At 65.1% G+C, this 21,019-nt stretch carries 16 protein-coding genes; 10 read left to right on the top strand and 6 right to left on the bottom strand.

Annotation, left to right across the window (positions count from 1 at the left end; all coding sequences use genetic code 11):
* Positions 1–47: 47 nt before the first annotated feature.
* From PV760_RS08705 to PV760_RS08690, 3 genes are all read right to left on the bottom strand, one after another.
* A complete protein-coding gene (locus PV760_RS08705) occupies positions 48–1,040 on the bottom strand; it encodes a hypothetical protein (protein ID WP_179128412.1) in 993 nt (330 codons plus the stop codon).
* 151 nt (positions 1,041–1,191) lie between these two features.
* Positions 1,192–3,387 (bottom strand): GNAT family N-acetyltransferase, encoded by a 2,196-nt coding sequence (locus PV760_RS08700; protein ID WP_502921433.1) that lies wholly within the window; start codon positions 3,385–3,387, stop codon positions 1,192–1,194.
* A 123-nt stretch (positions 3,388–3,510) separates the two neighbouring features.
* Positions 3,511–5,454 (bottom strand): FAD/NAD(P)-binding protein, encoded by a 1,944-nt coding sequence (locus PV760_RS08690; protein WP_354627576.1) that lies wholly within the window; start codon positions 5,452–5,454, stop codon positions 3,511–3,513.
* Between the two features lie 288 nt (positions 5,455–5,742).
* Here PV760_RS08690 and PV760_RS08685 point away from each other — a divergent pair, with 288 nt between their 5' ends.
* The 7 genes from PV760_RS08685 to PV760_RS08655 are packed head-to-tail and all read left to right on the top strand — an operon-like array spanning position 5,743 to position 13,042.
* Entirely contained in the window at positions 5,743–6,708 is a 966-nt protein-coding gene (locus PV760_RS08685) for an amino acid ABC transporter permease (RefSeq protein ID WP_200942052.1), read from the top strand.
* Positions 6,705–7,616: an amino acid ABC transporter ATP-binding protein gene (locus PV760_RS08680; protein WP_018778117.1), complete on the top strand. Its 912-nt coding sequence runs from the start codon at positions 6,705–6,707 to the stop codon at positions 7,614–7,616. The genes PV760_RS08685 and PV760_RS08680 overlap by 4 nt, the downstream gene beginning before the upstream one ends.
* 10 nt (positions 7,617–7,626) lie before the next feature.
* Positions 7,627–8,646 carry an ABC transporter substrate-binding protein gene (locus PV760_RS08675; RefSeq protein WP_055972966.1) on the top strand — a complete coding sequence of 340 codons (1,020 nt, stop codon included), beginning with the start codon at positions 7,627–7,629 and terminating at the stop codon, positions 8,644–8,646.
* Entirely contained in the window at positions 8,643–9,809 is a 1,167-nt protein-coding gene (locus PV760_RS08670; RefSeq protein WP_018778119.1) for an LLM class flavin-dependent oxidoreductase, read from the top strand. Before PV760_RS08675 ends, PV760_RS08670 begins: the two co-directional genes overlap by 4 nt.
* Positions 9,793–10,638, top strand: a complete 846-nt coding sequence (locus PV760_RS08665; RefSeq protein ID WP_018778120.1) for a DUF1684 domain-containing protein — start codon at positions 9,793–9,795, stop codon at positions 10,636–10,638. Before PV760_RS08670 ends, PV760_RS08665 begins: the two co-directional genes overlap by 17 nt.
* Positions 10,635–11,720: an LLM class flavin-dependent oxidoreductase gene (locus tag PV760_RS08660; RefSeq protein WP_354627575.1), complete on the top strand. Its 1,086-nt coding sequence runs from the start codon at positions 10,635–10,637 to the stop codon at positions 11,718–11,720. The genes PV760_RS08665 and PV760_RS08660 overlap by 4 nt, the downstream gene beginning before the upstream one ends.
* Positions 11,717–13,042, top strand: a complete 1,326-nt coding sequence (locus tag PV760_RS08655) for an NtaA/DmoA family FMN-dependent monooxygenase (RefSeq protein WP_275776585.1) — start codon at positions 11,717–11,719, stop codon at positions 13,040–13,042. The genes PV760_RS08660 and PV760_RS08655 overlap by 4 nt, the downstream gene beginning before the upstream one ends.
* Before the next feature lie 183 nt (positions 13,043–13,225).
* Here PV760_RS08655 and PV760_RS08650 read toward each other — a convergent pair whose 3' ends face one another.
* Both PV760_RS08650 and PV760_RS08645 read right to left on the bottom strand, forming a co-directional pair.
* Positions 13,226–14,383, bottom strand: a complete 1,158-nt coding sequence (locus tag PV760_RS08650; protein WP_354627574.1) for an FG-GAP repeat domain-containing protein — start codon at positions 14,381–14,383, stop codon at positions 13,226–13,228.
* A gap of 139 nt (positions 14,384–14,522) precedes the next feature.
* Positions 14,523–14,963 (bottom strand): GNAT family N-acetyltransferase, encoded by a 441-nt coding sequence (locus PV760_RS08645; protein ID WP_064722454.1) that lies wholly within the window; start codon positions 14,961–14,963, stop codon positions 14,523–14,525.
* A gap of 62 nt (positions 14,964–15,025) precedes the next feature.
* Here PV760_RS08645 and PV760_RS08640 point away from each other — a divergent pair, with 62 nt between their 5' ends.
* On the top strand, positions 15,026–15,955 hold the full coding sequence (locus tag PV760_RS08640) for a threonine/serine dehydratase (RefSeq protein WP_079581858.1): 930 nt from the start codon (positions 15,026–15,028) through the stop codon (positions 15,953–15,955).
* A 78-nt stretch (positions 15,956–16,033) separates the two neighbouring features.
* Here PV760_RS08640 and PV760_RS08635 read toward each other — a convergent pair whose 3' ends face one another.
* Entirely contained in the window at positions 16,034–17,017 is a 984-nt protein-coding gene (locus PV760_RS08635) for an ABC transporter substrate-binding protein (protein ID WP_354627573.1), read from the bottom strand.
* 257 nt (positions 17,018–17,274) lie between these two features.
* On the opposite strand from PV760_RS08635, the gene PV760_RS08630 reads away from it, so the two are divergent.
* Together PV760_RS08630 and PV760_RS08625 are read left to right on the top strand one after the other, a co-directional pair.
* Entirely contained in the window at positions 17,275–18,264 is a 990-nt protein-coding gene (locus PV760_RS08630) for an LLM class flavin-dependent oxidoreductase (protein ID WP_026267225.1), read from the top strand.
* Positions 18,265–18,372: 108 nt separating this feature from the next.
* Complete coding sequence (locus PV760_RS08625; protein WP_039243144.1) at positions 18,373–21,009, top strand: trehalase-like domain-containing protein; 2,637 nt, start codon at positions 18,373–18,375, stop codon at positions 21,007–21,009.
* Positions 21,010–21,019: the final 10 nt, after the last annotated feature.

Below are 21,019 nucleotides of genomic sequence, written 5' to 3'. Positions count from 1 at the left end.
CAGCCCTGCAGTACCAAAAAGCAGTACAAAAGGGTTTTTCCCGCAGGCTAGAACGTCAGCAGGGGTGTAACCGTCACAGTGTCGCCGCTGACATCCAACTGGGTGGTGAAGCTGAAGTCGTGCTCCACGTTGAGGTCGTTCACGAGTCCCGTGAACAGGTTGACCTCCCGGGCGGTCAGCGTAGCCTTGCCGTTCAACGGAGCAACAACCCATTTGCCGCTGAACGGTTCAATGGTGATCTTGGGATACTCCGTGATGGCCCACTTGATGGTGCCGTCCACTACCCGGGCATTGCTGACGTGGTAGAACGGGCAGTCGGGCTGCAGGCGCTGCTGTTCGGTGGCCTGGGCTGCGCAGGTGTCCAGGAATTCGCGCACTTTGCCGGCCACGGCATCGTTCATGGCTTTGGTGGACCGGGTCTGCAGGTTCAGGGGTGCCTGTCCGCCGTCGCGCGTTGTGACGAGCGCGGAGGTTGCGGGAGCTTCGAAATAAGTACCGTTAAGGCTGGCCTCGTATTTGCCCGGGAAGAACACGGCAAACGTGTTGCGGCCGTTGGGCATGTTGACGGGAACGCCGTTGAGGGTGGCTTCGCTGGAGTTCACCACGGTCACATCAATGGTGGGCAGGGTGGTGGGCACGAACGCCCACTTCCCGAAGAACAGCCACTGCGTACCGGTTCGTTCCATGAGGAATTCCGTGTGGAGCCGGCTGCCGTCCAAGGTGTAGTCCACGGGAACGGCTACCCGGTTTGCACTGCGGGATTCGGGATTCCCCACATGGACGTCCGACAGCTTGGAAGCGGCGGTTTGGAGGGCCGTGCCGTCGAGCATGGCCGCGTTGGCGCTGGGCACTTTGGCCCGCAGGAGGCCCAGGGCTTCTTCGCCTTTGCCGTCCTGGAGCGCCTGCAGATACTCCTTGACGGGCTGCTGCGGACTGGCCACGGAAGAGCCCACCAGGTTGATGCAGACGATCGCGCCGACGACAGCAAGCATCAGACCGAGCAGCCATCCGGCTGCGGTCTTGACGAACGCTTGACTCAACTGCACGCCCTTTACGTTACCTGCCGCAACAGCCCACGCCGTGCAGGAGGTACCCGTTATGACGTTTTATCAGCCGTCTGGAGAAGCCCGACGGCGGGCGGCAGCAGGCGTCGCTGCCACCCGGCGTCGGGGTTCAACCAGGCTGGCGAAGCTAGCGCCGGCGACGTGAGGACGTGCCAAAAACTCCGCGCATGAGGTCCCGGCCCAGCTGCGTTCCCATGGATCGGACCATGCTCTTGAGGCCACCGCCCAGTGCGCCGCCAAGGGCTCCGGCGATGTCGCCGAACATGCCGCTGTCCTGTGGTGGTGCTTGCTGGGGGACAGGCTGGGGAGCGGGTGGCGCCGGGTAGGAGTCGGTGGTCGAAGTGGACGGCCGTGAACTGGGCCGTCCCAGGATCTCTTCCTCGATGCGGCGGGCTTCGGCGTCTATGTCCGCTTGGGATGTTCCAACGGGCGTACCGGAAGATGGCACGGGCGGCAGCCCCGGTGCGGCATCGCCTGTCGGTGCGGCTGCCCGGCCATTGAGTTTCTCGTAGGCCGAGAGGTTGTCCACGGCTGTCCCGTACTTCGCCAGGAGCGGGGACGCGGCGACGGTGCTCTTGATGAGATCGTCGGCGCTGGGGCCCATGACCGACTCGGGGGCACGGAGCCGGGTCAGCGCCACAGGCGTGGGGGCGCCCTTTTCGTTCATGACGGTGATGACGGCCTCGCCAATGCCGGCTGACGTCAGGGTCTCTTCGAGGTCGTAGTCACTGACAGGGAAGGTGGACACGGTGGCCTTCAAGGCTTTGGCGTCCTCGGGGGTGAAGGCGCGCAGGGCGTGCTGCACGCGGTTGGCCAGCTGGCCCAGGACATCGGCCGGGACATCCTTGGGGGTCTGGGTGACGAAGAAGATACCCACGCCCTTGGAACGGATCAGCCGGACGGTGGTGGTGATGGCGTCGAGGAAGGCTTTGGAGGCGTCGTTGAACAGCAGGTGGGCCTCGTCCAGGAAGAACACGAGCTTGGGTTTGTCGAGGTCGCCGGCTTCGGGGAGGTCCTCGAACAGGTCCGCCAAGAGCCACATGAGGAACGTGGAAAACAGGAGGGGCTTGGTCTGGAGCGTGGGCAGTTCCAGGCAGCTGATGACACCGCGGCCGTCGGGTGCTGTGCGGAGCAGTTCGGCGGTGTCGAACTCGGGTTCGCCGAAGAACTTCTCCATGCCCTGCGCTTCCAAGCCGACCAGCTCGCGGAGGATGACACCGGCGGTGGCCTTCGACAACCCGCCCAGTTCGGCGAGTTCGGCCTTTCCTTCGTCCGAGGTCAGGAACTGGATCACGGCGCGGAGGTCCTTGAGGTCGATCAGTTCAAGGTTCTTCTGGTCCGCGAAGTGGAAGATCAGCTGGAGGCTGGACTCCTGCGTGTCGTTGAGGTCCATGATGCGGGAGAGCAGGATGGGCCCGAACGAGGTAATGGTGGCCCGGACCGGAATGCCGTTGCCGTCTCCGCCGAGCGAAAGGAACTCGACCGGGAAGTTTTTGGCCTGCCAGTCCTGGCCGAGCGAGGACGTACGTGCCGTCAGCTTTTCACTGCCGGTGGCCGGCGTCGCCAATCCGGACAGATCACCCTTGATGTCCGCGAGGAAAACCGGGACGCCCGCCGTCGAGAGTTGTTCGGCGATCATGTGCAGCGTCACCGTCTTGCCGGTGCCGGTAGCGCCTGCCACAAGGCCGTGGCGGTTCATCATGGCGAGGGGCAGGCGGACCTGGGCTTCCTTGTGGACTTCACCGTCCACGATCGCGGCACCCAGCTCGATGGTGGCACCTTGCAGGGTGTACCCCTGCTGGATGGTGGCGAGTTTCTCAGCAGTTGTTGCTTTGGGTTCGTTGGCCATGCGCATAGCATAGCTGGGCTTGGCAAGATCCTTGCTGAAGGCCAAATGCTTGATGTCTTCGGGGTCCGCGGCGAGGTCGAACAGGGCTTTGTAACCCGTGGCGAGGTACAGATTCTTCGCCTCGGGCTGGCGTGGACCGGTGGTCAGGTACAGCTTCCGGTAGCCGCGCCGACGGGCTTCGTTTTCGAGTTCGGCCAGGACCAGGCGAGCCAGTCCGCGCCTGCGGTGGGCGGAGTGGGTCCAGATCCGCTTGAGCTCGGCCGTGTGCTCGTCGTAGCGGCGGAAGGCGCCACCGGCCACGGATTCACCGTTTTCCTGGATGATGATGAGCGCTCCGTGCGGCGGCGCGAATTCCTCGGCGGGGTAGCGGTTCAATTCCTCGGCTGCGCCCTCGCTGCTGAACAGGTCACCGTATCGGGTGTTGTATTCGACGGCGAGCTCGTCCAGGAGCGGGCGGACGCGGGGATCGCGCATGGGCAGGCTGAGGACGGTAAGGCCCGACGTCGGCAGGGTTGGCGTTGTTGTCATGTCTGGCCTTTCGTAGGTGGAACCCGAGTGGGGGACAGCAGCTGCTGTCATGGCGGTTCTTGCTGTCCCCTAGTTGGGATGGGGCGCTGGAACCGAGGCCGGGGCACTCGCGCCGGCTCCCTCCAACGTGGCAGCAACCGTGGCCAGGATCCTGCGCGCGAGGGCGTCGTTCTCCCGGAACGGGGCTGCGTTGGTGCTGGGGCGTGCAAAGGCTCCGGCACCCCAGCCCGAGGTCCACGGCCCCACGGCAAACAAACCATTCTGTGGTGTACCAACAGGGGACAATACCTCGTAATTCCCGGAGATCAGGAGTTTCCCGGTGGAGTGTGGGCCCTCGGAAGTGAGCAGCCGCTGCTCGGTGCCCCATCCGGCGTCGTGCAGGTCCGCCAAAGCGGGATTCGCCGAACGTTCCACGGAAGCGGAAGGCAGGCGCGCCTCGATGTAGGCGGATGCATCCACCACCACGGGCGACTGGAAGGACCCCGCCACGAAGCGGCCCATGGAATCATCGGCCCGTACCCACATGCCGGGGCCCAGGAATTTCAAGTACCCGGCCCTGTGCAGCGCGAGCATCTCCCGGAGCCGGTGCGACGGCGGCCCTGAGTCCACGAAGCTGAAGAAGCCGTGCCACCACCCATGGATGGACTGCTGGGACCGTGCGTTCAGCCGCTCCTGCGGGACCAGCCGGCCAAGGTCCATGTAGACGAACAATAATGCGGTGAACAGGGCCAGGGTCTCGGAATGGTCCGGGCCGGTCCGAAGGTCCAGGTCCCGCTGGATATAGGCGGCCACCGAACGCTGTACCGAGTCGTGATCGGCGAACGCGCAGCCACTGAGCGGGTGGTCCAGTTTTTCGAAGTCGAGGTGCAGGGCAGCGTCCCGCACGGAGACCGCCACAAGTTCTTCGCGCTGCGGGCTGTACCAGTCGAGAGCATCGAACCGGGCTTCAAAGGCGGCCCAGGTGCCCAGGACCCGCTCAGGGTAGCCGGTGAAGAGCTCGCGGTAGTAGGCGTAACCTGCGTCCTTGGCGATCAGCGGCCACAGCTGGGTACGGAAATCCAGCTCGTGATGCCCGGCCAGCAGGGCGCCGATGGCTTCGGCGGTGAAGTACCGCGGATGCTCCACAGGACTGCGCAGGGTCGAGGAGATCTTGGAGTGGTAGGGCACGCCGCGTCGCGACCCCGCCCAGAGCCGCGGTTCGGCGCCGGAAGGCACGTACTCGAGTTCGCCGTCGGGCCGTTCTTCAAAGCGGCCCCCGCGGCCCTCGAACAGCAGCACCAGCAAGTCCACGAACGCCAGTCCCATGCCGGAGACGATCACGTCCTGACCGGCCTCGATCCCGGAGTAGTCGACATCCGTGGTGTACGACGGCGGGGCGTGGAAGCCGCCGTGCCGGGCAGCGAAGTCGCTGTGGCGGGCAGACTCGCGGTCAACAAGGGAATCCGTGTGGCCCAGCGAGTACACCACGACGTCGGCAACAACCTCGCCGCCGGAGGCCAGCCGCACGCTGTGCCTGTCAGCGCCGGAACGTTCTACGCCGGTGGCGGTGTCGCGGTGCACCGTCACCGTTGTTTCGGGGCCCAGTGCGCTGACGGCGCGGCCGAAGAACCACTCCAGATATTTGCTCTGGAGCTGCCGGGTGGGGAACGACGCCGGGGTCAGCGAGCGCAGCTGGGCGAGCAGGTGCGGTTCCAGAGGAGGAACATCACGGATGCTGCCATCAAGTACTCCGGCGGCCCAGGCGGACAGTCCCGGTCCTTGTACGGACGGCCCCTCGCACGTCACGGACTCGTCAGTAAACATGGTGACATCGGCTGCGGTGGAGTTCAGCAGCAACCCCGGACTCTGGTCATAGCGCCAGATCCGCCCGGAGCCTGGCTGGTAGGGCTCAATGACGTGGAGGTGAAGGGGACCCTCGAACAGGCCGGGCCGGTTGGCGGCCAACCGTTCCAGGACGCCGGCCGTGCGCGGGCCGCCGCCAATGAAGGCGATGGCGGGAACTCGTGACGGCATGGGATCTCCTGGAATGCAGTGGTTGGTGATGCCCAATCTAGGGAGCTTTGGGTGCATGGGTCGAGGCGCCGGTAACCGCCGTTCACCATGCGTCACGCACCGTCAACCCACGCAACGAAGCGACTCATATGGCCCTGCATGACGATGATTGTGACGCCGTGAGAACCCCGGCGAAGCTCCGCGAAGTCCAGTGAAGAAGTGCAAATTCCCGCCTTGCTGCGGGGTTTCGCACGCCCATAGATTGGCAGCCATCCGATAGACAACAACCGATCTGAAATGAGGTGGCGCATGAGTGCAATCGCACCGCCTGCCACGGCGGACACTGCACCGCCCACCCCGGATTATTCCGAGTACAAGCTGGTTCCTGCCCGTCATCCCTGGCGTTGGGTGGGCACAGTGGTGGTGGCCGCCGGCGTGGCCGCCATCGCATGGTCCCTTGTGACCAACCCCCGCTGGGAGTGGGGCGTGGTGGCCCAATGGTTCACGGCACAATCCGTAGTCAACGGCCTGGTGGAAACCCTCAAGCTCACGGCCATCTCAGGCGTCTTGGGATTCGTCCTAGGGTTCATCCTCGCCCTGATGCGGTTGTCGGCGTCCCCGCTGTTGGTTTCCGTCTCGTGGACCTTTTCGTGGATCTTCAGGTCGACTCCGCTGCTGGTCCAACTGCTGCTCTGGTACAACCTTGGCTACCTTTACGAGAAGATCAGCTTGGGCATCCCGTTCACGGACGTCCGCTTCTTCGAGGCCCAGACCACTACGCTGATCAGCCAGTTCGCTGCAGCAGTCCTGGGGCTCACCTTGAACCAGGCTGCCTACTCCGCGGAGATCATCCGCGGCGGCATCCTCTCCGTGGACCAGGGCCAGCTGGAAGCGGCCTCCGCGCTGGGCATTCCCGCGTGGCAACGGAACACCAGGATCGTGCTGCCGCAAGCCATGCGTGCCATCCTGCCCAACGCCTTCAACGAGATCATCGGCCTGGTCAAGGGCACGTCGATCGTTTACGTCCTGGCCTACTCCGAGCTGTTCTACACAGTCCAGGTCATCTACAACCGGACCCAGCAGGTGCTGCCGCTGCTCCTCGTGGCGACGCTCTGGTACGTCGTGATCACCTCGGTGCTGAGCGTTTTCCAGTACTACATCGAACGCCACTTCTCCAAGGGTGCCGTCCGGAACCTGCCGCTTACCCCGCTGCAGAAAGCGCGGAAATTCTTCGCTACCCATGTTGCTGCCTCTCCCACGAAGGACGCCCGATGAGCACCGTCGCCGCACGCAAAGAATCCAAGACGACAGCACAGGCCGCGGACGAGGCTCCGGCTGAAACGTCGGCTGCCGCGTCAGCTGGCACGACGGCGGCCCGGCCCGCCTCTGCTGACCGGCAAGCGACCCGCGGACAGGTGGATATCACCAACGTCCGTAAGTCCTTCGGCGCCACCGAGGTCCTCAAAGGCGTGTCACTGTCGGTTCCGCCGGGCGGCGTCGCGGTGATCGTGGGCCCCTCCGGTTCGGGCAAGTCCACCCTGCTCCGGACCATCAACCACCTGGAAAAGGTGGACGGCGGCTACATCACCATCGATGGCGAACTGGTGGGTTATGAGGTCCGCGGCAACAAGCTCCATGAGCTCCGTGAGAAGGACATCCTCAAGCAGCGCACCAACATCGGCATGGTGTTCCAGAGTTTCAACCTCTTCCCGCACCTCACGGCACTGGAGAACGTCATCGAAGCGCCGATCGTGGCCCAGAAGCGTTCCAAGGCCGAGGCCCGGAAGCGCGGTTTGGAGCTCCTGGACCGGGTGGGCTTGAAAGACCGCGCCGACGCCTACCCCCGCCAGCTTTCCGGCGGCCAGCAGCAGCGCGTTGCCATCGCCCGGGCGTTGGCACTCGATCCCAAGATCCTGCTCTTCGACGAGCCGACGTCCGCGTTGGACCCGGAGCTGGTCAACGAGGTCCTCGACGTTATCCGGGAACTCGCCACGTCCGGAACCACGCTCATCGTCGTGACCCACGAGATGGGCTTTGCCCGGGACGTCGCGGACACCGTGGTGTTCATGGACGATGGCCTGATCGTCGAGTCCGGCACACCCCAGGACATCTTCGCCAACCCCCGTGAGGAACGCACCCGGAGCTTCTTCTCCAAAGTCATCGAACCAGCTTTCAACATCTAGGACACCCTCCATGCTTCGCACCGCCCACGGCTTCGCCGCTCATGAAACAAAACCGCGCTCAACTAAAAGCCGGCTCCTGGCACTTGCTGTACTTCCCGCCGTCGTGCTTCCTGCGCTGGCGGGGTGCTCCGATCCTGGAGCGTCGGCAGCAAAGCCCGAATCCGAAGCCGCCAAGAACGGAATCGTCTACAACACCTCCGTGGACCAGAACCGGATCCGGGGTGAGAAGGACACGACGGCGGCCGCAGCGGTACCCGCAGCCATCGCGAAGGACGGCAAGCTGACCGTTGCCACCACAGCCGGCTCCATACCGCTGTCCTTCCACGCCACCGACGACAAAACGCCGATCGGCGTGGAAGTGGATATCGCCCAGCTCGTCGCCGACAAGCTCGGCCTGGACCTGGACCTGCAGGTGACGTCGTGGGAGAACTGGCCGCTCAAGACCCAGTCCGGTGACTTCGAGGCCGTCTTCTCCAACGTGGGCATCAACGCCGCCCGCGTGAAGCTGTTCGACTTCTCCACCTACCGTGCCGCGTTCATGGGCTTCGAAGCGAAGAAGAGCTCCAGCTACGACATCAAGGGCTCGGATGACATCTCCGGCCTGAAGATCTCCGTGGGCTCCGGCACCAACCAGGAGAAGATCCTGCTGGCTTGGAACAAGGAGCTCGAAGCGAAGGGCAAGGCTCCCGCCACCCTTCAGTACTACTCCTCCGACGCCGACACCATCCTGGCGTTGTCGTCCGGCCGCACCGACCTGAACCTCGCTCCTTACCCCTCGGTGACCTATCGCGAGAACACCCGCGACGACCTCAAAGTGGTTGGCAAGGTCAACGCCGGATGGCCCTCCGAAACGTTGGTGGCAGCCACCACCCTCAAGGGCAACGGCCTGGCTCCGGCCATCACCGAAGCCCTGAACTCCACCATCAAGGACGGCTCGTACGGCAAGGTCCTGGAACGCTGGGGACTTTCCGAAGAAGCCGTGCCGGAGTCGAAGACCGTCACGGAAGCCACTTTTGGGACGGGAAAGTGAAGTTCCAGGTCCTCGACATCATCCCGCACCTGAAGAATCCGGTGACGGGGGAGATCGTCTCCACTGCTGATCGGCTCAACCAGGTGGTGGAGACGGCTCGCCGCGCGGAGGAACTCGGTTTCGACAGCTTCTCCGTGGGAGAGCGCCACGCCGGCGAGTTCGTCTCGTCATCCCCGACGACGGTCCTCGCCGCGATTGCCGCCGTCACCACCCGGATCCGCCTCCAGACCGGCGTCACCGTACTCTCCGTGCTGGATCCCGTGCGGGTGGCGGAAGACTACGCCACTATCGACCAACTGAGCCGCGGACGCCTGGAGCTTGTGATCGGCAAGGGCAACGAGGTCCTGCAGTACCCGCTGTTCGGGCTGTCCCTCGATGACCAGTGGGACCTGCTCGCGGAAAAGTACGCGCTGCTGCGTACGCTGTGGCGCAAGGAAAGCGTCACGTGGTCGGGCCGCTTCCGGCCCGCGCTGACCGAGCCAACCACGACGACGCCCCGCCCCTTCGCGGGGTCGCCCCGGATTTGGCACGGCTCGGCTACAACCCTGACGTCCGCTGCGCTCGCCGCCAAATGGGGCGATCCCCTGTTCACGGCCAACGCCATCCAGCCGCGCGGGAACTACAAAGTCCTGATCGACCATTACCGCGAAGAGTACGAGCGCCACGGGCACGATCCCCGGCATCAGTACCTCGGCTCGGGCAGCGGTGCCGGCGGTGTGTTCATCGCGGACACCACCCAGGAAGCCATCCGACAATACGGCCCGGTTTACGAAGGACTCACTGCCGGGCGCAACGTTCCGGGCAACAACACACCGTTCCGGGATATCCACCACGCCGTGGCAGAGGGACCGGCCCTGGTAGGCAGCCCGGAGCAGGTAATCGACAAGATCCTCAGCTACCACTCGCTGTACAACCACGATCTCCAGTCGATCTCCCTGCCCACCACACTGCCGTTCGAACAGCAGCTGGAGATACTGGAACGCTTCGCCCTGGACGTCATTCCCGCAGTCCGGGCGTCCGCACCGACAACCCTGTGGGAATCCGACGATCCCTTCGGCGGCCGCCCGGAATTCGCCGGCGCCACCGAACCCGACGCCGCAGCAACCGTAACCGCAGACCACGCCTTCAACAGGACGGACAACGCCCATGTCTACGCAAACTGACAGCGCCACGAACACCGCCTCCGGCCTCGAAGCCTTTGACGAGGAATGGCAGGAATGGCACGACGCCCATGAGCGTCACCGTGCCCACCCGCACGGCTTCCTCGCCGTGACCCACCTGCACTGGCTGACCGGCGACGCGACCCGGCTGGAAGGTGCCCCCGGCACCTGGAGTGTGGACGCCGACGTCGTGCGTGTCGTCCTGGAACCGGGCGAAAGCCTGCAGCAGGACGGTGTCGAGCTGAACAACGGGACCGTCCTCGAGCTGGGACCCATTGAGGAACGCGGCGGCATCAACCTGGTATCAGGAGACACCGTGATCGAGGTTGCCAAGCGCGGCGGCGAGTACATCGTGCGTCCCCGAAACCCGGAAAACGCGCTCCTGCGTCAGTACCAGGGCACTCCGGCGTACACGCCCAATGCTGCCTTCGCCGTGGCCGGTACCTTTGTCCCGTTCGAGGTCCCGCGGCCCACCACGGTGGGTGCCGCCGTCGAAGGCATCCAGCACGTGTACGAAGCCCCGGGCGAGATCCGCTTCAAGCTGGCCGGCGAGGAACTCGCGCTGACAGCCTTCAACGGGCATGCCCCGGGTTCCCTGTCCGTGCTTTTCACCGACCAGACCTCCGGCAAGACCACCTACGCGGCCAACCGCTCGCTGTCCGTGGTTCCCGCCGCAGATGGCTCGGTGCGGCTCGATTTCAACCGGGCCGTGAACCTGCCGTGCGCCTACACCGACCTTGCGACCTGCCCGCTGCCTCCCGCCGAAAACCGGCTCCCGGTGGCCATTGAAGCGGGCGAGAAGATTCCCTACGAACGTCAGGACCAGAAGTGAGCATTGCCAAGAAGGCCGGGTTCCTGGCCATTGAACTCGATGGTGCCGGGTACGCAAACCTTGCCCGCGCCGTCCTCGACGCCGAGTCCGCGGGCTTCCACGCGGCAACCTTCAAGGACACCCCGGAAGCCGGTCGCGCGAACGCCCTGCAACGGGCGGCCTTTGCCGGACCAATCACACGGAGCATCGCCGTGGTCCCCGAGGTGGACACTGTATATACGGAGCCGTTCCACATTTCCACACAGCTTGCCAGCCTGGACTACGTTTCCGGCGGCAGGGCCGGGTGGATTGCCACGGCGGCGGAGTCGCCCGAGGCCGCGGCCGCCGTCGGACGTTCCTTTGTCACGGGTAACGCTCTTGCACAGGAAGCTGCCGCCTCGATCGAAACGGGCCGCCGGCTCTGGGATTCCTGGGAAGACGACGCCGTGATCCGCGATGTCGCCACGGGGCGCTACCTGGACGTCGACAAGCTTCACTACGTGGACTTTGAAACCCCGGTTGACTTCAGCAGCACGCCGTATTCCGTGAAGGGACCGTCCATCATCCCCAGGCCCCTGCAAGGCCAGTTGCCCGTGCTGGCAGCTGCGAAGCTGGTGGGCGAAGGCCAGGTTCCGGTTGAGGCGGTGGACGCTGTCCTGGTGTCCGCGCCGACGCCCGAGCTGCTGACTGCCGAAATCCGGGATGTCCGCTCACGGCTGGGCGGCTCGGTGGCGATCGTGGCGGAGCTCGACGTCATCCTGGACGCACGCGGGCAAAGCGCGGCCTCACGCCCGGTGGCCTCACCCGAGGCGGCCCTGTCCGACAGCGAACGGGCGCGTTACACCGGCCCCGCCGATGGACTCATCGAGCTCCTTGAGGTGCTGCTCGCCGAGGCCGACGGAGTCCGCCTCCACCCCGCGGCCCTGGAGGTGGAACTGGAGGAACTGTCACGGCTGGCCCTCCCGGAGCTCCGGCGCCGCGGTTCATTGCGGCCGCCCGTCCTGGATGGGACGTTCCGCGATGTACTCGGCCTGGAGCGCCCCCAAAGCCGCTATTCGACATCTGCCGCGGCCGTCGCCGCAGGAAAGCAGGGACCAGCATGACACGCGATATCTTCCAGCCGAGCGGCCGGATCCAGTTCGGTATCTTCTTCCAGGGCGTCAACTCCGGCACCATCTGGAAAGCGGCCGAATCCGGTTCGCAGACCGACTTCGAATCGTTCCGCCACATCGTGCAAACGGCTGAGCGTGGCAAGTTCGCCGCGTTCTTCCTGGGGGAAGGGCTGCGGCTCCGCGAACACCTCGGGCGCCCGCATGCCCTGGATGTCGCCGGACGGCCCGATGCCCAGACCATGCTCGCTGCTTTGGCGTCCGTGACGAAGAACATCGGCCTGGTGGCTACGCAGAACACTACCTACAACGACCCCGCAGACCTTGCACACCGCTTGTCCTCGCTGGACCTCATCTCCGGCGGGCGGGCAGCCTGGAACGTGGTGACGACGGACAACGCCTGGACCGGGGCAAACTTCCGCCGTGGCGGCTACCTTGACCACGCCGATCGCTACAAGCACGCCGAGGCCTTCGTCGAAACCGCCAAGCGGATCTGGGACTCCTGGGACACGCCCACCGGCCCCGCACGCCGGGTGGTGCACCAAGGGCAGCACTACACCGTGGATGTCACCCCGCGCTTGCCCCGCAGTGCCCAGTACCGGCCCGTGCTGTTCCAGGCCGGCGACTCACCCGAGGGCCGCGACTTCGCTGCCCGGCAAGCGGACGTCATCTTCTCCGCGCACCCCAAGTTCGACGACGCCGTCGAGTTCCGGCGCGACATCGTTTCCCGCTCCGTAGCTGCCGGACGGGGTGCGAACGCGGTGCAGATCATGCCTGCCAGCGAATTCATCCTTGCCGCCACGGACCAGGAAGCCCAGGAGAAAAAGGCCTGGGTCCGGAGCCTGCAGATCGGACCCCAGCAGGCGATTGCCTACCTGGAACAGTTCTGGGGCCGCGAGCTTTCCTCCTACGATCCCGATGGTCCCCTCCCGGAGATCGATCCCGTGGTGGAGGAAACGTCCGAAACCCGTGGCAGCGGATTCCACGGTGCCAAGGCACGGCAACTTGCCGATCAGTGGAGGGCCGAGGCCAAGGACAAGGGCTTGAGCATCCGGCAGTTCGTCACCTCAAAGACGGCACGCATCGATGCCACCTTTACCGGTTCCTACACCGCCGTCGCCGACCACCTCGCGGAATACGCCAGGGTTGGCGCCGTGGACGGCTTCAACATTTCGCCATGGCTCATCCCCACCGGCCTGGACGAGATCGTGAACCACCTTGTGCCCGAGCTCCAGGACCGTGGCGTGTACCCCACGGAGTACCGGGGCACCACGCTCCGCGAAAACCTGGGCCTGGAAACGCCCGTGCGTTCCTGATGAAGCGTGCAGATTCTGCTGGATCATTCCGTTGGCGCCGGCGAAAAACCCCGGAAACGCGGGGCGTGTTCCGCCTGCTTCTGGCAATGATCCAGCAGAATTCCGCATCGGAGGGCGGGGATGATGCCCGCGCGACGGTGAAGCTCCAGCTGACGGTGTGGGGGCAGTCCCTCTAATGGACCGCTAGAGCAGTTCCCGGAACACGTCCCAGCCGTTGCCGACCGGGCCATACGGACCATAAAGCCCTGTGGTGGCAGCGCCTGTGGAGTACAGGACAAGATCGCCGTTCTGGTTGATGGCAACCAGGTTGTTGTACTTCTGATGAGCGAAGCTGCCCAGGCCCGACACATCCCGGAACGTGTTCCAGCCGCTGCCCATGAACGCGGGAACACCCCAGCCGCCCTGGCCGTCGGTGGGGTACAGCTGGAGGCCGCCGCTGTGGTCGCGGCCGAAGATCTCCACTGTGCCGTCGCCGTTCATGTCGCCGCTGGTGATGATCTTGTTCATGACCTGCCAGCCCCAGCCCACCTTGCCGGGCGCCAGCCACCCGCCCTCGCCATCTCCGGGGTACAGGAACAGATCGCCCGCGGGATTCCGGGCAAGGACATCGTTGTGGCCGTCGCCGTTGAAGTCCCCGGGACCCACGATCGAGTCGAAAATGTTCCAACCGGCGCCCACTTGGCGGGCAGGAAGCCAGCCGCCGTCGCCGTCCCCCGGGTAGAGGAACAGCTGGCCCGCTGAGTTCCTGGCAAGGAGGTCATTGAATCCGTCGCCGTCAAAGTCGCCGGGCGAGAAGACAACGTTGAACATGTTCCAGCCCGCCCCTACCTGCCGGGGTTCGTCCCATGTTCCCCAGTACGCGGGGCAGGGTCCCTCGCAGGCGCCCTTGTAATACGTGTAGGTCCGCGGGTACAGGATCAGCCGGCCGTCGGCGGTCCGGGCCAGGGGTTCGAAGTTGCCCCTGCCTGTCCAGCCCATTGCCCGGTTGGACGCTTTGATCGGCGCGGTTTCCGCACTCAATTGCGTGCCTGTGGGGCAGCCGGGCTCACCGGGAGTCAACGGATGGACACGCAACGAGATCCTGGAGCCCTGGTCTTCGGGCAGGACCTTCAGGGTTTCTCCCTGGCGTTCCTGGGGTAGGGTCTCACCGTCGCGCAGCCACTCCAGGGTGATGCCGTCGCTGGAACCGTCGGGGTTCCTGCAACCCCAGTAATCGTAGTTGTACTGGCGGCGCATCTCGGACCCAACGTACGGAACGCCGTCGATGTACGGAGTTGGCTGGTAGTCGGCAAGGGCTGGTCCGGCGCCCACCAGCCCGGATGCCAGGAGACCCGTTGCCATTGCAGTAGTGGTTGCACGTCTTAGCAGACGCGATCGAATCAACAAGCGCGCTCGAAAGTTCCCCATTTTTCCCCCCGGAAAGTATCGCGTCATGGCCGCGTGGTGTGTGCTGAGGTTACCGCATTCCGGGGAGGCGTGGTCAGCTGTTGCCCGGGGCCACCATGAACACGTCGACGGGGTCCTCGGATTCCAGGACGAAGCCGTGCCGTTCGTAAAGACGCCGGGCCGGGCTTCCCTGGAGCACGTCCAGGCGGAAGGGGCGTTCGTCCACCGATGCGCCCATCACATGCCGGAGAACGGCCCCGCCAAGGCCCTTGCCCTGATGTGCCGGGGCAATGAAGAAATGTTCTATCCACCGGGCGTCCGCTTCGGGCCTGACCGCGATCACTCCGGCGTCGACGCCGTCGCTATGGATGACGTAGGTTTGCTCCGGCTCGAAGGCGGCAAGGAAGCGCTCGCGGACGCGCACGGGGTCGAAGCGTCCGAGGCGTTCCAGGTCCGGCCGCATCACCACGGCGCGAAGCTCGGCAATCCAGGCGGCATCGGTGGCTACGGCGGGGCGGAGGACAAAGTCAGGCATGGATCAAGCCTATGCGGGACGGCCGAACCATAGGATGAAAGCTGACGAAAGGTGCAGCCACAATGGTCACACGCGAAGAAGTAGAAGCAGCATACGCCCGGACATCGGGCTGGGTGCGGCACACGCCCCTTGCTGAAAGCGGGAACCAGGAGCCGTACCACTTGTGGTTCAAGTGCGAGTACATGCAGCACACGGGCTCGTTCAAGGCCCGCGGTGCCTTCAACCGGCTGCTCACCGCCAGGGAGAACGGTGAATTGGATCCCGGCGTCGGCATCGTGGTGGCTTCCGGTGGAAACGCCGGCCTGGCGAACGCATTTGCCGCAGCGAAGCTCGGCGTTCCCGCCACCGTGTTCGTCCCCGAATCGGCTCCGGCGAACAAGGTCCACAAGCTGTACGCCGTTGGGGCCACCGTAGTCCAAGGCGGTGCCGAGTACGCCGAGGCCTACGCCGCCGCCGTGAAGTTCGCGGAGGAAAAAGGCGCTGTCTATTGCCACGCGTACGACCAGCCGGAGATCGTGGCGGGTGCCGGTGGCGTCGGACTTGAGTTGCTGGATGAACTGCCCGACGTCGATACCATCCTGGTTGCCGTAGGTGGGGGCGGGTTGATGGGCGGCATTGCCGCAGCCGTTGAGGGGAGGGCCCATGTGGTGGGCGTCGAACCGGAGACGGTTCCCACGCTGCACACCGCGCTGGCCCAGGGCGAGCCGGTAGATGTGGCTGTCTCCGGCATTGCCGCCGATTCCCTGGGTGCCCGGCGGATCGGCGAGATCGGTTTCGGGGTCGCCCGCCGGACCGGGGTAGAGAGCGTCCTGGTCACGGACCAGGACATCGTCGACGCCCGGCGTGCCTTGTGGGAGAAGCACAGGATCGTGGTGGAACACGGCGCTGCCGCGGCGTACGCGGCCCTGCTTTCAGGGGCGTACACACCGAACGACGGCGAGACCGTGGCGGTTGTTCTCTGCGGCGCCAACACGGATCCCGCCCACTTCTAGGCGCACCAAAGCAGGGGACAGCAAACGCTCCTTCGAGCGGTCATCGCGACATGTGCTGTCCCCTGCTTGGGTGGGGTACTACTTCTTGGGCAGGCCTGCCGGGTTCAGCTCGGATGCCGGGATGGCCTCGGAGGACAGTCCCCAGCGGTCCAGGATCTTGCCGTAGTTGCCGTCCTTGATGAGGGTATTGAGGGCAGCCTGCGCGGCGACGGCCAAGCCGTTGCCCTTCTGGGTGGTGAAAGCAATTTCGGCCTTCAGGGGCCAGCCTCCCTCAAGGGTGCCCACCTCCTTGGTTTTGCCGTCCTTGGCAGCCTTGTACGCGGCGGAGGCGTTGGGTCCGAATGTCAGGTCCGCACGTCCGGACTGGAGGGCGAGCTGGGAGGCGGAGTCGTCGTCGTAATACTGGAACTCAACCGGCTTCAGTCCGTTCTTCTTGTTCTCATCGTCCCAGCGCACCAGGATTGCTTCCTGGTTGGTGCCCGAGCCGACGATGATGCGCTTGCCTGCGACGTCCTTGGGTTCCTTCACTGTTGAGATGTCGGAGTCGGCCTTGGCGTAGAAGCCCAGGAGGTCGTTGCGGTAGGTGGCGAAGTCGAACTTTTCCTTACGGGCCTCGGTGACCGTGACGTTGGAGAGGACGGCCTCGTACTTTCCGGATTCGACACCCAGCGGCCAGTCGGCCCACGCAACCGGCAGCACCTCGACCTGCAATCCCAGGGTCTCGCCCACAGCATAGGCGATATCCACTTCGCTGCCGATCAGCGTCTTGTTGTCAGTGGCGAACGTGCTCAATGGGGGAGTGCCGCCTGTGGTCACCACGGTCAGTTTGCCGTCGGCTTTGATGGCGTCGGGGACCAAGGCTGCCGCAGCGGAATCCACGGCCACTTTGATGCGGTCCTGCTGCGGGGTCAGGTTGAATTGTTTGGTTGCGCTGGATGAAGCGTTCGACGCCGGCGCTGACGCGGCTGCCGTGGCTCCTGGATCCGAGCATGCCGTCAACCCCAGCAGTGCGGTGGCGGCCAGCGCCGCGGTGATGCCGGATGCGGCGGTAAAACGTGCCATGGGTTCTCCTCGAAGGGCTCTGATGCGTAGTCGTGGCTGCAACTATCCGGCAGGCCTGCGAGGGTGGTCAAAGCGCTCCGAAACCCTGGGATACAGGGGTTCACGGCAGTTAATCAGGCGTCGAACAGGGTCACAAAGGCCGGGCCCGAACAGCACGCGACGCAACTCACAGAAATAAGCCGGGTGCCGCCGTCGTTGTCGCTAGAGTGCCCGGAAAGCAGAAGCGGGCGCCGCGAAACGTACCGAAAGGCTTCACCGTGACTGTTCCTCTTTCCATCCTCGACCTGGCAACCATCGGGAAGGGCCAGACGGTGGCGGAGAGCCTTGCGGGCAGTGTCGCCATGGCGCAGAAGGCCGAAGAGCTTGGCTACCGTCGGGTCTGGTACGCCGAGCACCACAACATGTCCGCCATCGCGTCGTCGGCCACGAGCGTGCTGATCGCCCACGTCGCCGCGCACACCAACACCATCCGCCTGGGCGCCGGCGGTGTGATGCTGCCCAACCACTCGCCGTTGACCATCGCCGAACAGTTCGGCACCTTGGAGACGCTCCACCCGGGACGCATCGACCTCGGTTTGGGACGTGCCCCCGGCAGCGACCAGAACACCATGCGTGCGCTGCGCCGTGACCACACATCTTCCGACAGGTTCCCGCAGGACGTCCTGGAACTGCAGGGCTACCTCACGGGCCCCACCCGCATCCAGGGTGTCGAAGCAACGCCAGGCAAGGGCACCAACGTGCCGCTGTACATTCTGGGTTCCTCGCTCTTCGGCGCGCAGCTGGCCGCCCAGCTGGGTTTGCCGTACGCCTTCGCTTCACACTTCGCCCCGGCCGCGCTGCAGGACGCCGTGGCTGTTTACCGGCGTGAGTTCAAGCCCTCGGAACAGTTGTCCGAGCCGTACGTGATCGCGGGAGTGAACGTCACGGCGGCGGACACCAATGCCGAGGCGCAAGCCATCAACCTGGCAGTGAAGCGTGCACGGGTCTCCCTGTTCTTCGGTGGCGGACGCGAGTTCACGGATGACGAAGCGGATATGGTCCTCGACTCCCCGCAGGGCCAGCACATCGCCCAGATGATGAAGTTCTCGGCCGTCGGCACCAAGGACGTTGTCCGCGAGTACCTGGACGAGTTCGCCCGGTTCGCAGACGCCGACGAATTGATCGTGGCCCACCAGAGCATCGGCACTGCGGAGCGTTTGCGGTCCGTGGAGCTGCTTGCCGAGGTAGCTGGCCTGGTACCGGCGTAAACACCCGCATAAATCCAAGGAAAAGCTTTACTCGTTTGCAATCTACTAGGTAGTCAAGCGAAACCGTCCGGGCGGAGACTGTAGTTATCCGCTTCGGAAGGATCCGCCATGCCCACGCACTTGAATCAATCAGTCGCCGACTCCGCGCTGCTGATGAAATCGCTCCCGCTTGGCCTCCTCCGGACGGTCCTTCAATCCGACGCGCACAACGGCATCACCCCTGAGCTGTTCGCGGAGCTTAAGGTCCTGGCCAGGGTTCCCGGCCTCCTGGTGGCCTGCAACTACGGCGGGACGCTCTGCTCGGCGGAGGGAGTATCCACCGAGACGCTGCCCTTGGACAGCGCAGCGGTGGCGCTCCGGGCTCTCGCAGCCCTCCCGAACACCCACGCAGCCATCATTTCCGGCAGGTCTTTGCGGGACCTGGCAGCAGTGTCCCGGCTTCCGGCCGAGGTCCATTTGGTGGGTTCCCACGGGGTGGAGTTCGACATGGGCTACGCCTACACGCTTTCCCTCGCCACGGAGCAGTTGCTCCAACAGGTAGCTACGGCGTTGACCGAGGCCGTGGGATTCGAGAAGGGCATCAGCGTTGTCCGAAAGCCCGTAGGCGTTGCTGTCCACACCCGGCCGGCCACGCCCGAGGTTGTGGACCGGGCGGTGTACGCCTCGCAGAAGATCGCGATCGAATTCGGCCTCTACTTCATCATCGACGGAACGGTGCTGGACCTCACGGTGGAGGAGCCGGCGAAGGGCCAAGCCCTGGAGCAGCTCCGCGCCCGGTTGGGCGTCAGCGCGGCACTGTATGCGGGCGATGCCGAGAGCGACGAAAAAGCGCTGGCCACTTTGCGGGGGCCGGACCTCGGTTTGCATGTGGGGCCCGGAAGCACGACGGCGGCACACACCCTTCCGGATCCGGAAGCCTTTGCGCACGTGCTGGCCTTGCTGTTCGAGCTGCGGCGGGCATGGCTCTTCGGCGAAGACGCGGTGGGCCTGGAACGACACTCGATGATCGGCAACGGAAGCTCCACGGCCTTGCTTACGCCGGATGCCAAGGTCTGCTGGATGAGCCACCCGTTGCCCGATTCGGGCTCTCTGTTCGCCCATATCCTCGGCGGCGACCCCGCCGGCCACTTTAGTATCGAACCGGCGAAACCGTCACAGGTGCTGGCCCAGCGCTACGTGGACAACACCATGATCGTGGAAACCCGTTGGGCAGACGTTACCGTGACGGACTACCTGGAACCCGCCCCGGAGGGGATCACCAGCCTGGTCCGGGTGTTGTCCGGAACGGGGTCGGCCCGCGTGGTCTTCGCTCCGCGCCCCGACTATGCCAACGCACCGTTCAGCATGGAAATCCGCGGCGACGAGGTCCATATCCTTGGTACCTCGGATCCGATCATCCTGTCCGCTCCCGGGGTCGCCTTCTCCATCACCAGCGACGGCCGCTACGCCACTGCCACAGCTGAAGTCGCCCTCAGCGACGGGCCTGTGGTCCTCAATATGCGCTGTGGGGATACCGAGCCGCCGCCCCCGGACCCGGCCGGCGAGCCCCACCGTCGTGCCGCCGTCGGGCAGGTTGCGCGTGAGTGGGTAAAAGCGCTGCAGCTGCCCACCATCAAAACGTCACTGGTGCGGCGCTCCGCGCTGGTCCTCAAGTCGCTGGTCCACGAGCCCACCGGTGCCGTGCTGGCTGCGCCCACCACGTCCCTGCCGGAAGGAATCGGCGGAACCCGGAACTGGGATTACCGGTACTGCTGGCTGCGCGACGGATCCATGACCGTGAACTCGCTGGTGTCCTTGGGATCCACGGAGGAAGCGGACGGGTTCCTGCGGTGGCTGGGCCGCATCTTGGACAACGCCCCCGGCCCGGAATGGCTGCACCCCCTTTACTCGGTGACGGGCTCACCGTTGTCTACGGAGGCCATCGTGGAGAGCCTGCCGGGGTACGCGGGGTCCAGGCCTGTACGGATCGGGAACGCAGCGGACCACCAGGTGCAACTGGACGTGTTCGGCCCCATCGCCGAGCTGATCCATGATCTGTCGGAGCGGCGCGGATTCCTGCCGGACGAGCACTGGTTCCTGATGGAGCAAATGGCGCATGCGGTGCTGGCCCGCTGGCATGAGCCCGACCACGGGATCTGGGAAGCGCGCCGCCCGCCTCGCCACCACGTCTATACCAAGGTCATGTGCTGGGTCACGCTGGACCGGGCGCTGCGTGCTGCTGCCCTGCACGGCCGGACGCCGCACGCGGACTGGGCACCTACGGCCGCGACGATTCGTGAAGAAGTCCTTCGCGAGGGCTGGGATTCGTCGGCGCGGTCCTACACCGTGGCCTACGACAGCCCGGACCTCGACGCCGCAGTTCTCCACGTCGGACTGTCCGGCCTCCTGGACGTCCAGGACCAGCGGTTCCTGGATACCGTGACTGCGGTGGAGCGGGAGCTGCGCGTCGGCCCTACCGTCTTCCGGTACAGGTACGACGACGGTTTGCCGGGTCTGGAGGGCGGCTTCCACATTTGCACCACCTGGCTGATTGAGGCGTACCTCGCGGTGGGGCGACTGGACGATGCGCTGGAACTGTTCAACCAGTTGGTGGCCCTGTTCGGTCCCACCGGGCTGCTGCCCGAGGAGTACGATCCGGGCACGGAAACGCACCTCGGCAACCATCCCCAGGCCTACTCACACCTCGGCTTCATCCGCTGCGCGCAGCTCCTGGACCACTACCTGGCCAGCGCCGACGTGGAGTAACGCTGGTTGG

The sequence above is a fragment of the Paenarthrobacter sp. CC6 genome (assembly GCF_040560085.1).
Lineage (GTDB): Bacteria > Actinomycetota > Actinomycetes > Actinomycetales > Micrococcaceae > Arthrobacter > Arthrobacter nicotinovorans.
Note: the sequence above shows the minus strand (reverse complement) of the source record. Positions and strands in the feature narration are given on the sequence as shown.

Bases quoted from the DNA above. Each gene is read 5' to 3' on its own strand.
- PV760_RS08645 (WP_064722454.1), bottom strand. From the start codon at position 14,963: ATGCCTGACTTTGTCCTCCGCCCCGCCGTAGCCACCGATGCCGCCTGG.
- PV760_RS08650 (WP_354627574.1), bottom strand. From the start codon at position 14,383: ATGGCAACGGGTCTCCTGGCATCCGGGCTGGTGGGCGCCGGACCAGCC.
- PV760_RS08675 (WP_055972966.1), top strand. From the start codon at position 7,627: ATGCTTCGCACCGCCCACGGCTTCGCCGCTCATGAAACAAAACCGCGC.
- PV760_RS08700 (WP_502921433.1), bottom strand. From the start codon at position 3,387: ATGCGCGATCCCCGCGTCCGCCCGCTCCTGGACGAGCTCGCCGTCGAA.
- PV760_RS08690 (WP_354627576.1), bottom strand. From the start codon at position 5,454: ATGCCGTCACGAGTTCCCGCCATCGCCTTCATTGGCGGCGGCCCGCGC.
- PV760_RS08635 (WP_354627573.1), bottom strand. From the start codon at position 17,017: ATGGCACGTTTTACCGCCGCATCCGGCATCACCGCGGCGCTGGCCGCC.
- PV760_RS08640 (WP_079581858.1), top strand. From the start codon at position 15,026: ATGGTCACACGCGAAGAAGTAGAAGCAGCATACGCCCGGACATCGGGC.
- PV760_RS08625 (WP_039243144.1), top strand. From the start codon at position 18,373: ATGCCCACGCACTTGAATCAATCAGTCGCCGACTCCGCGCTGCTGATG.
- PV760_RS08665 (WP_018778120.1), top strand. From the start codon at position 9,793: ATGTCTACGCAAACTGACAGCGCCACGAACACCGCCTCCGGCCTCGAA.
- PV760_RS08680 (WP_018778117.1), top strand. From the start codon at position 6,705: ATGAGCACCGTCGCCGCACGCAAAGAATCCAAGACGACAGCACAGGCC.
- PV760_RS08685 (WP_200942052.1), top strand. From the start codon at position 5,743: ATGAGTGCAATCGCACCGCCTGCCACGGCGGACACTGCACCGCCCACC.
- PV760_RS08655 (WP_275776585.1), top strand. From the start codon at position 11,717: ATGACACGCGATATCTTCCAGCCGAGCGGCCGGATCCAGTTCGGTATC.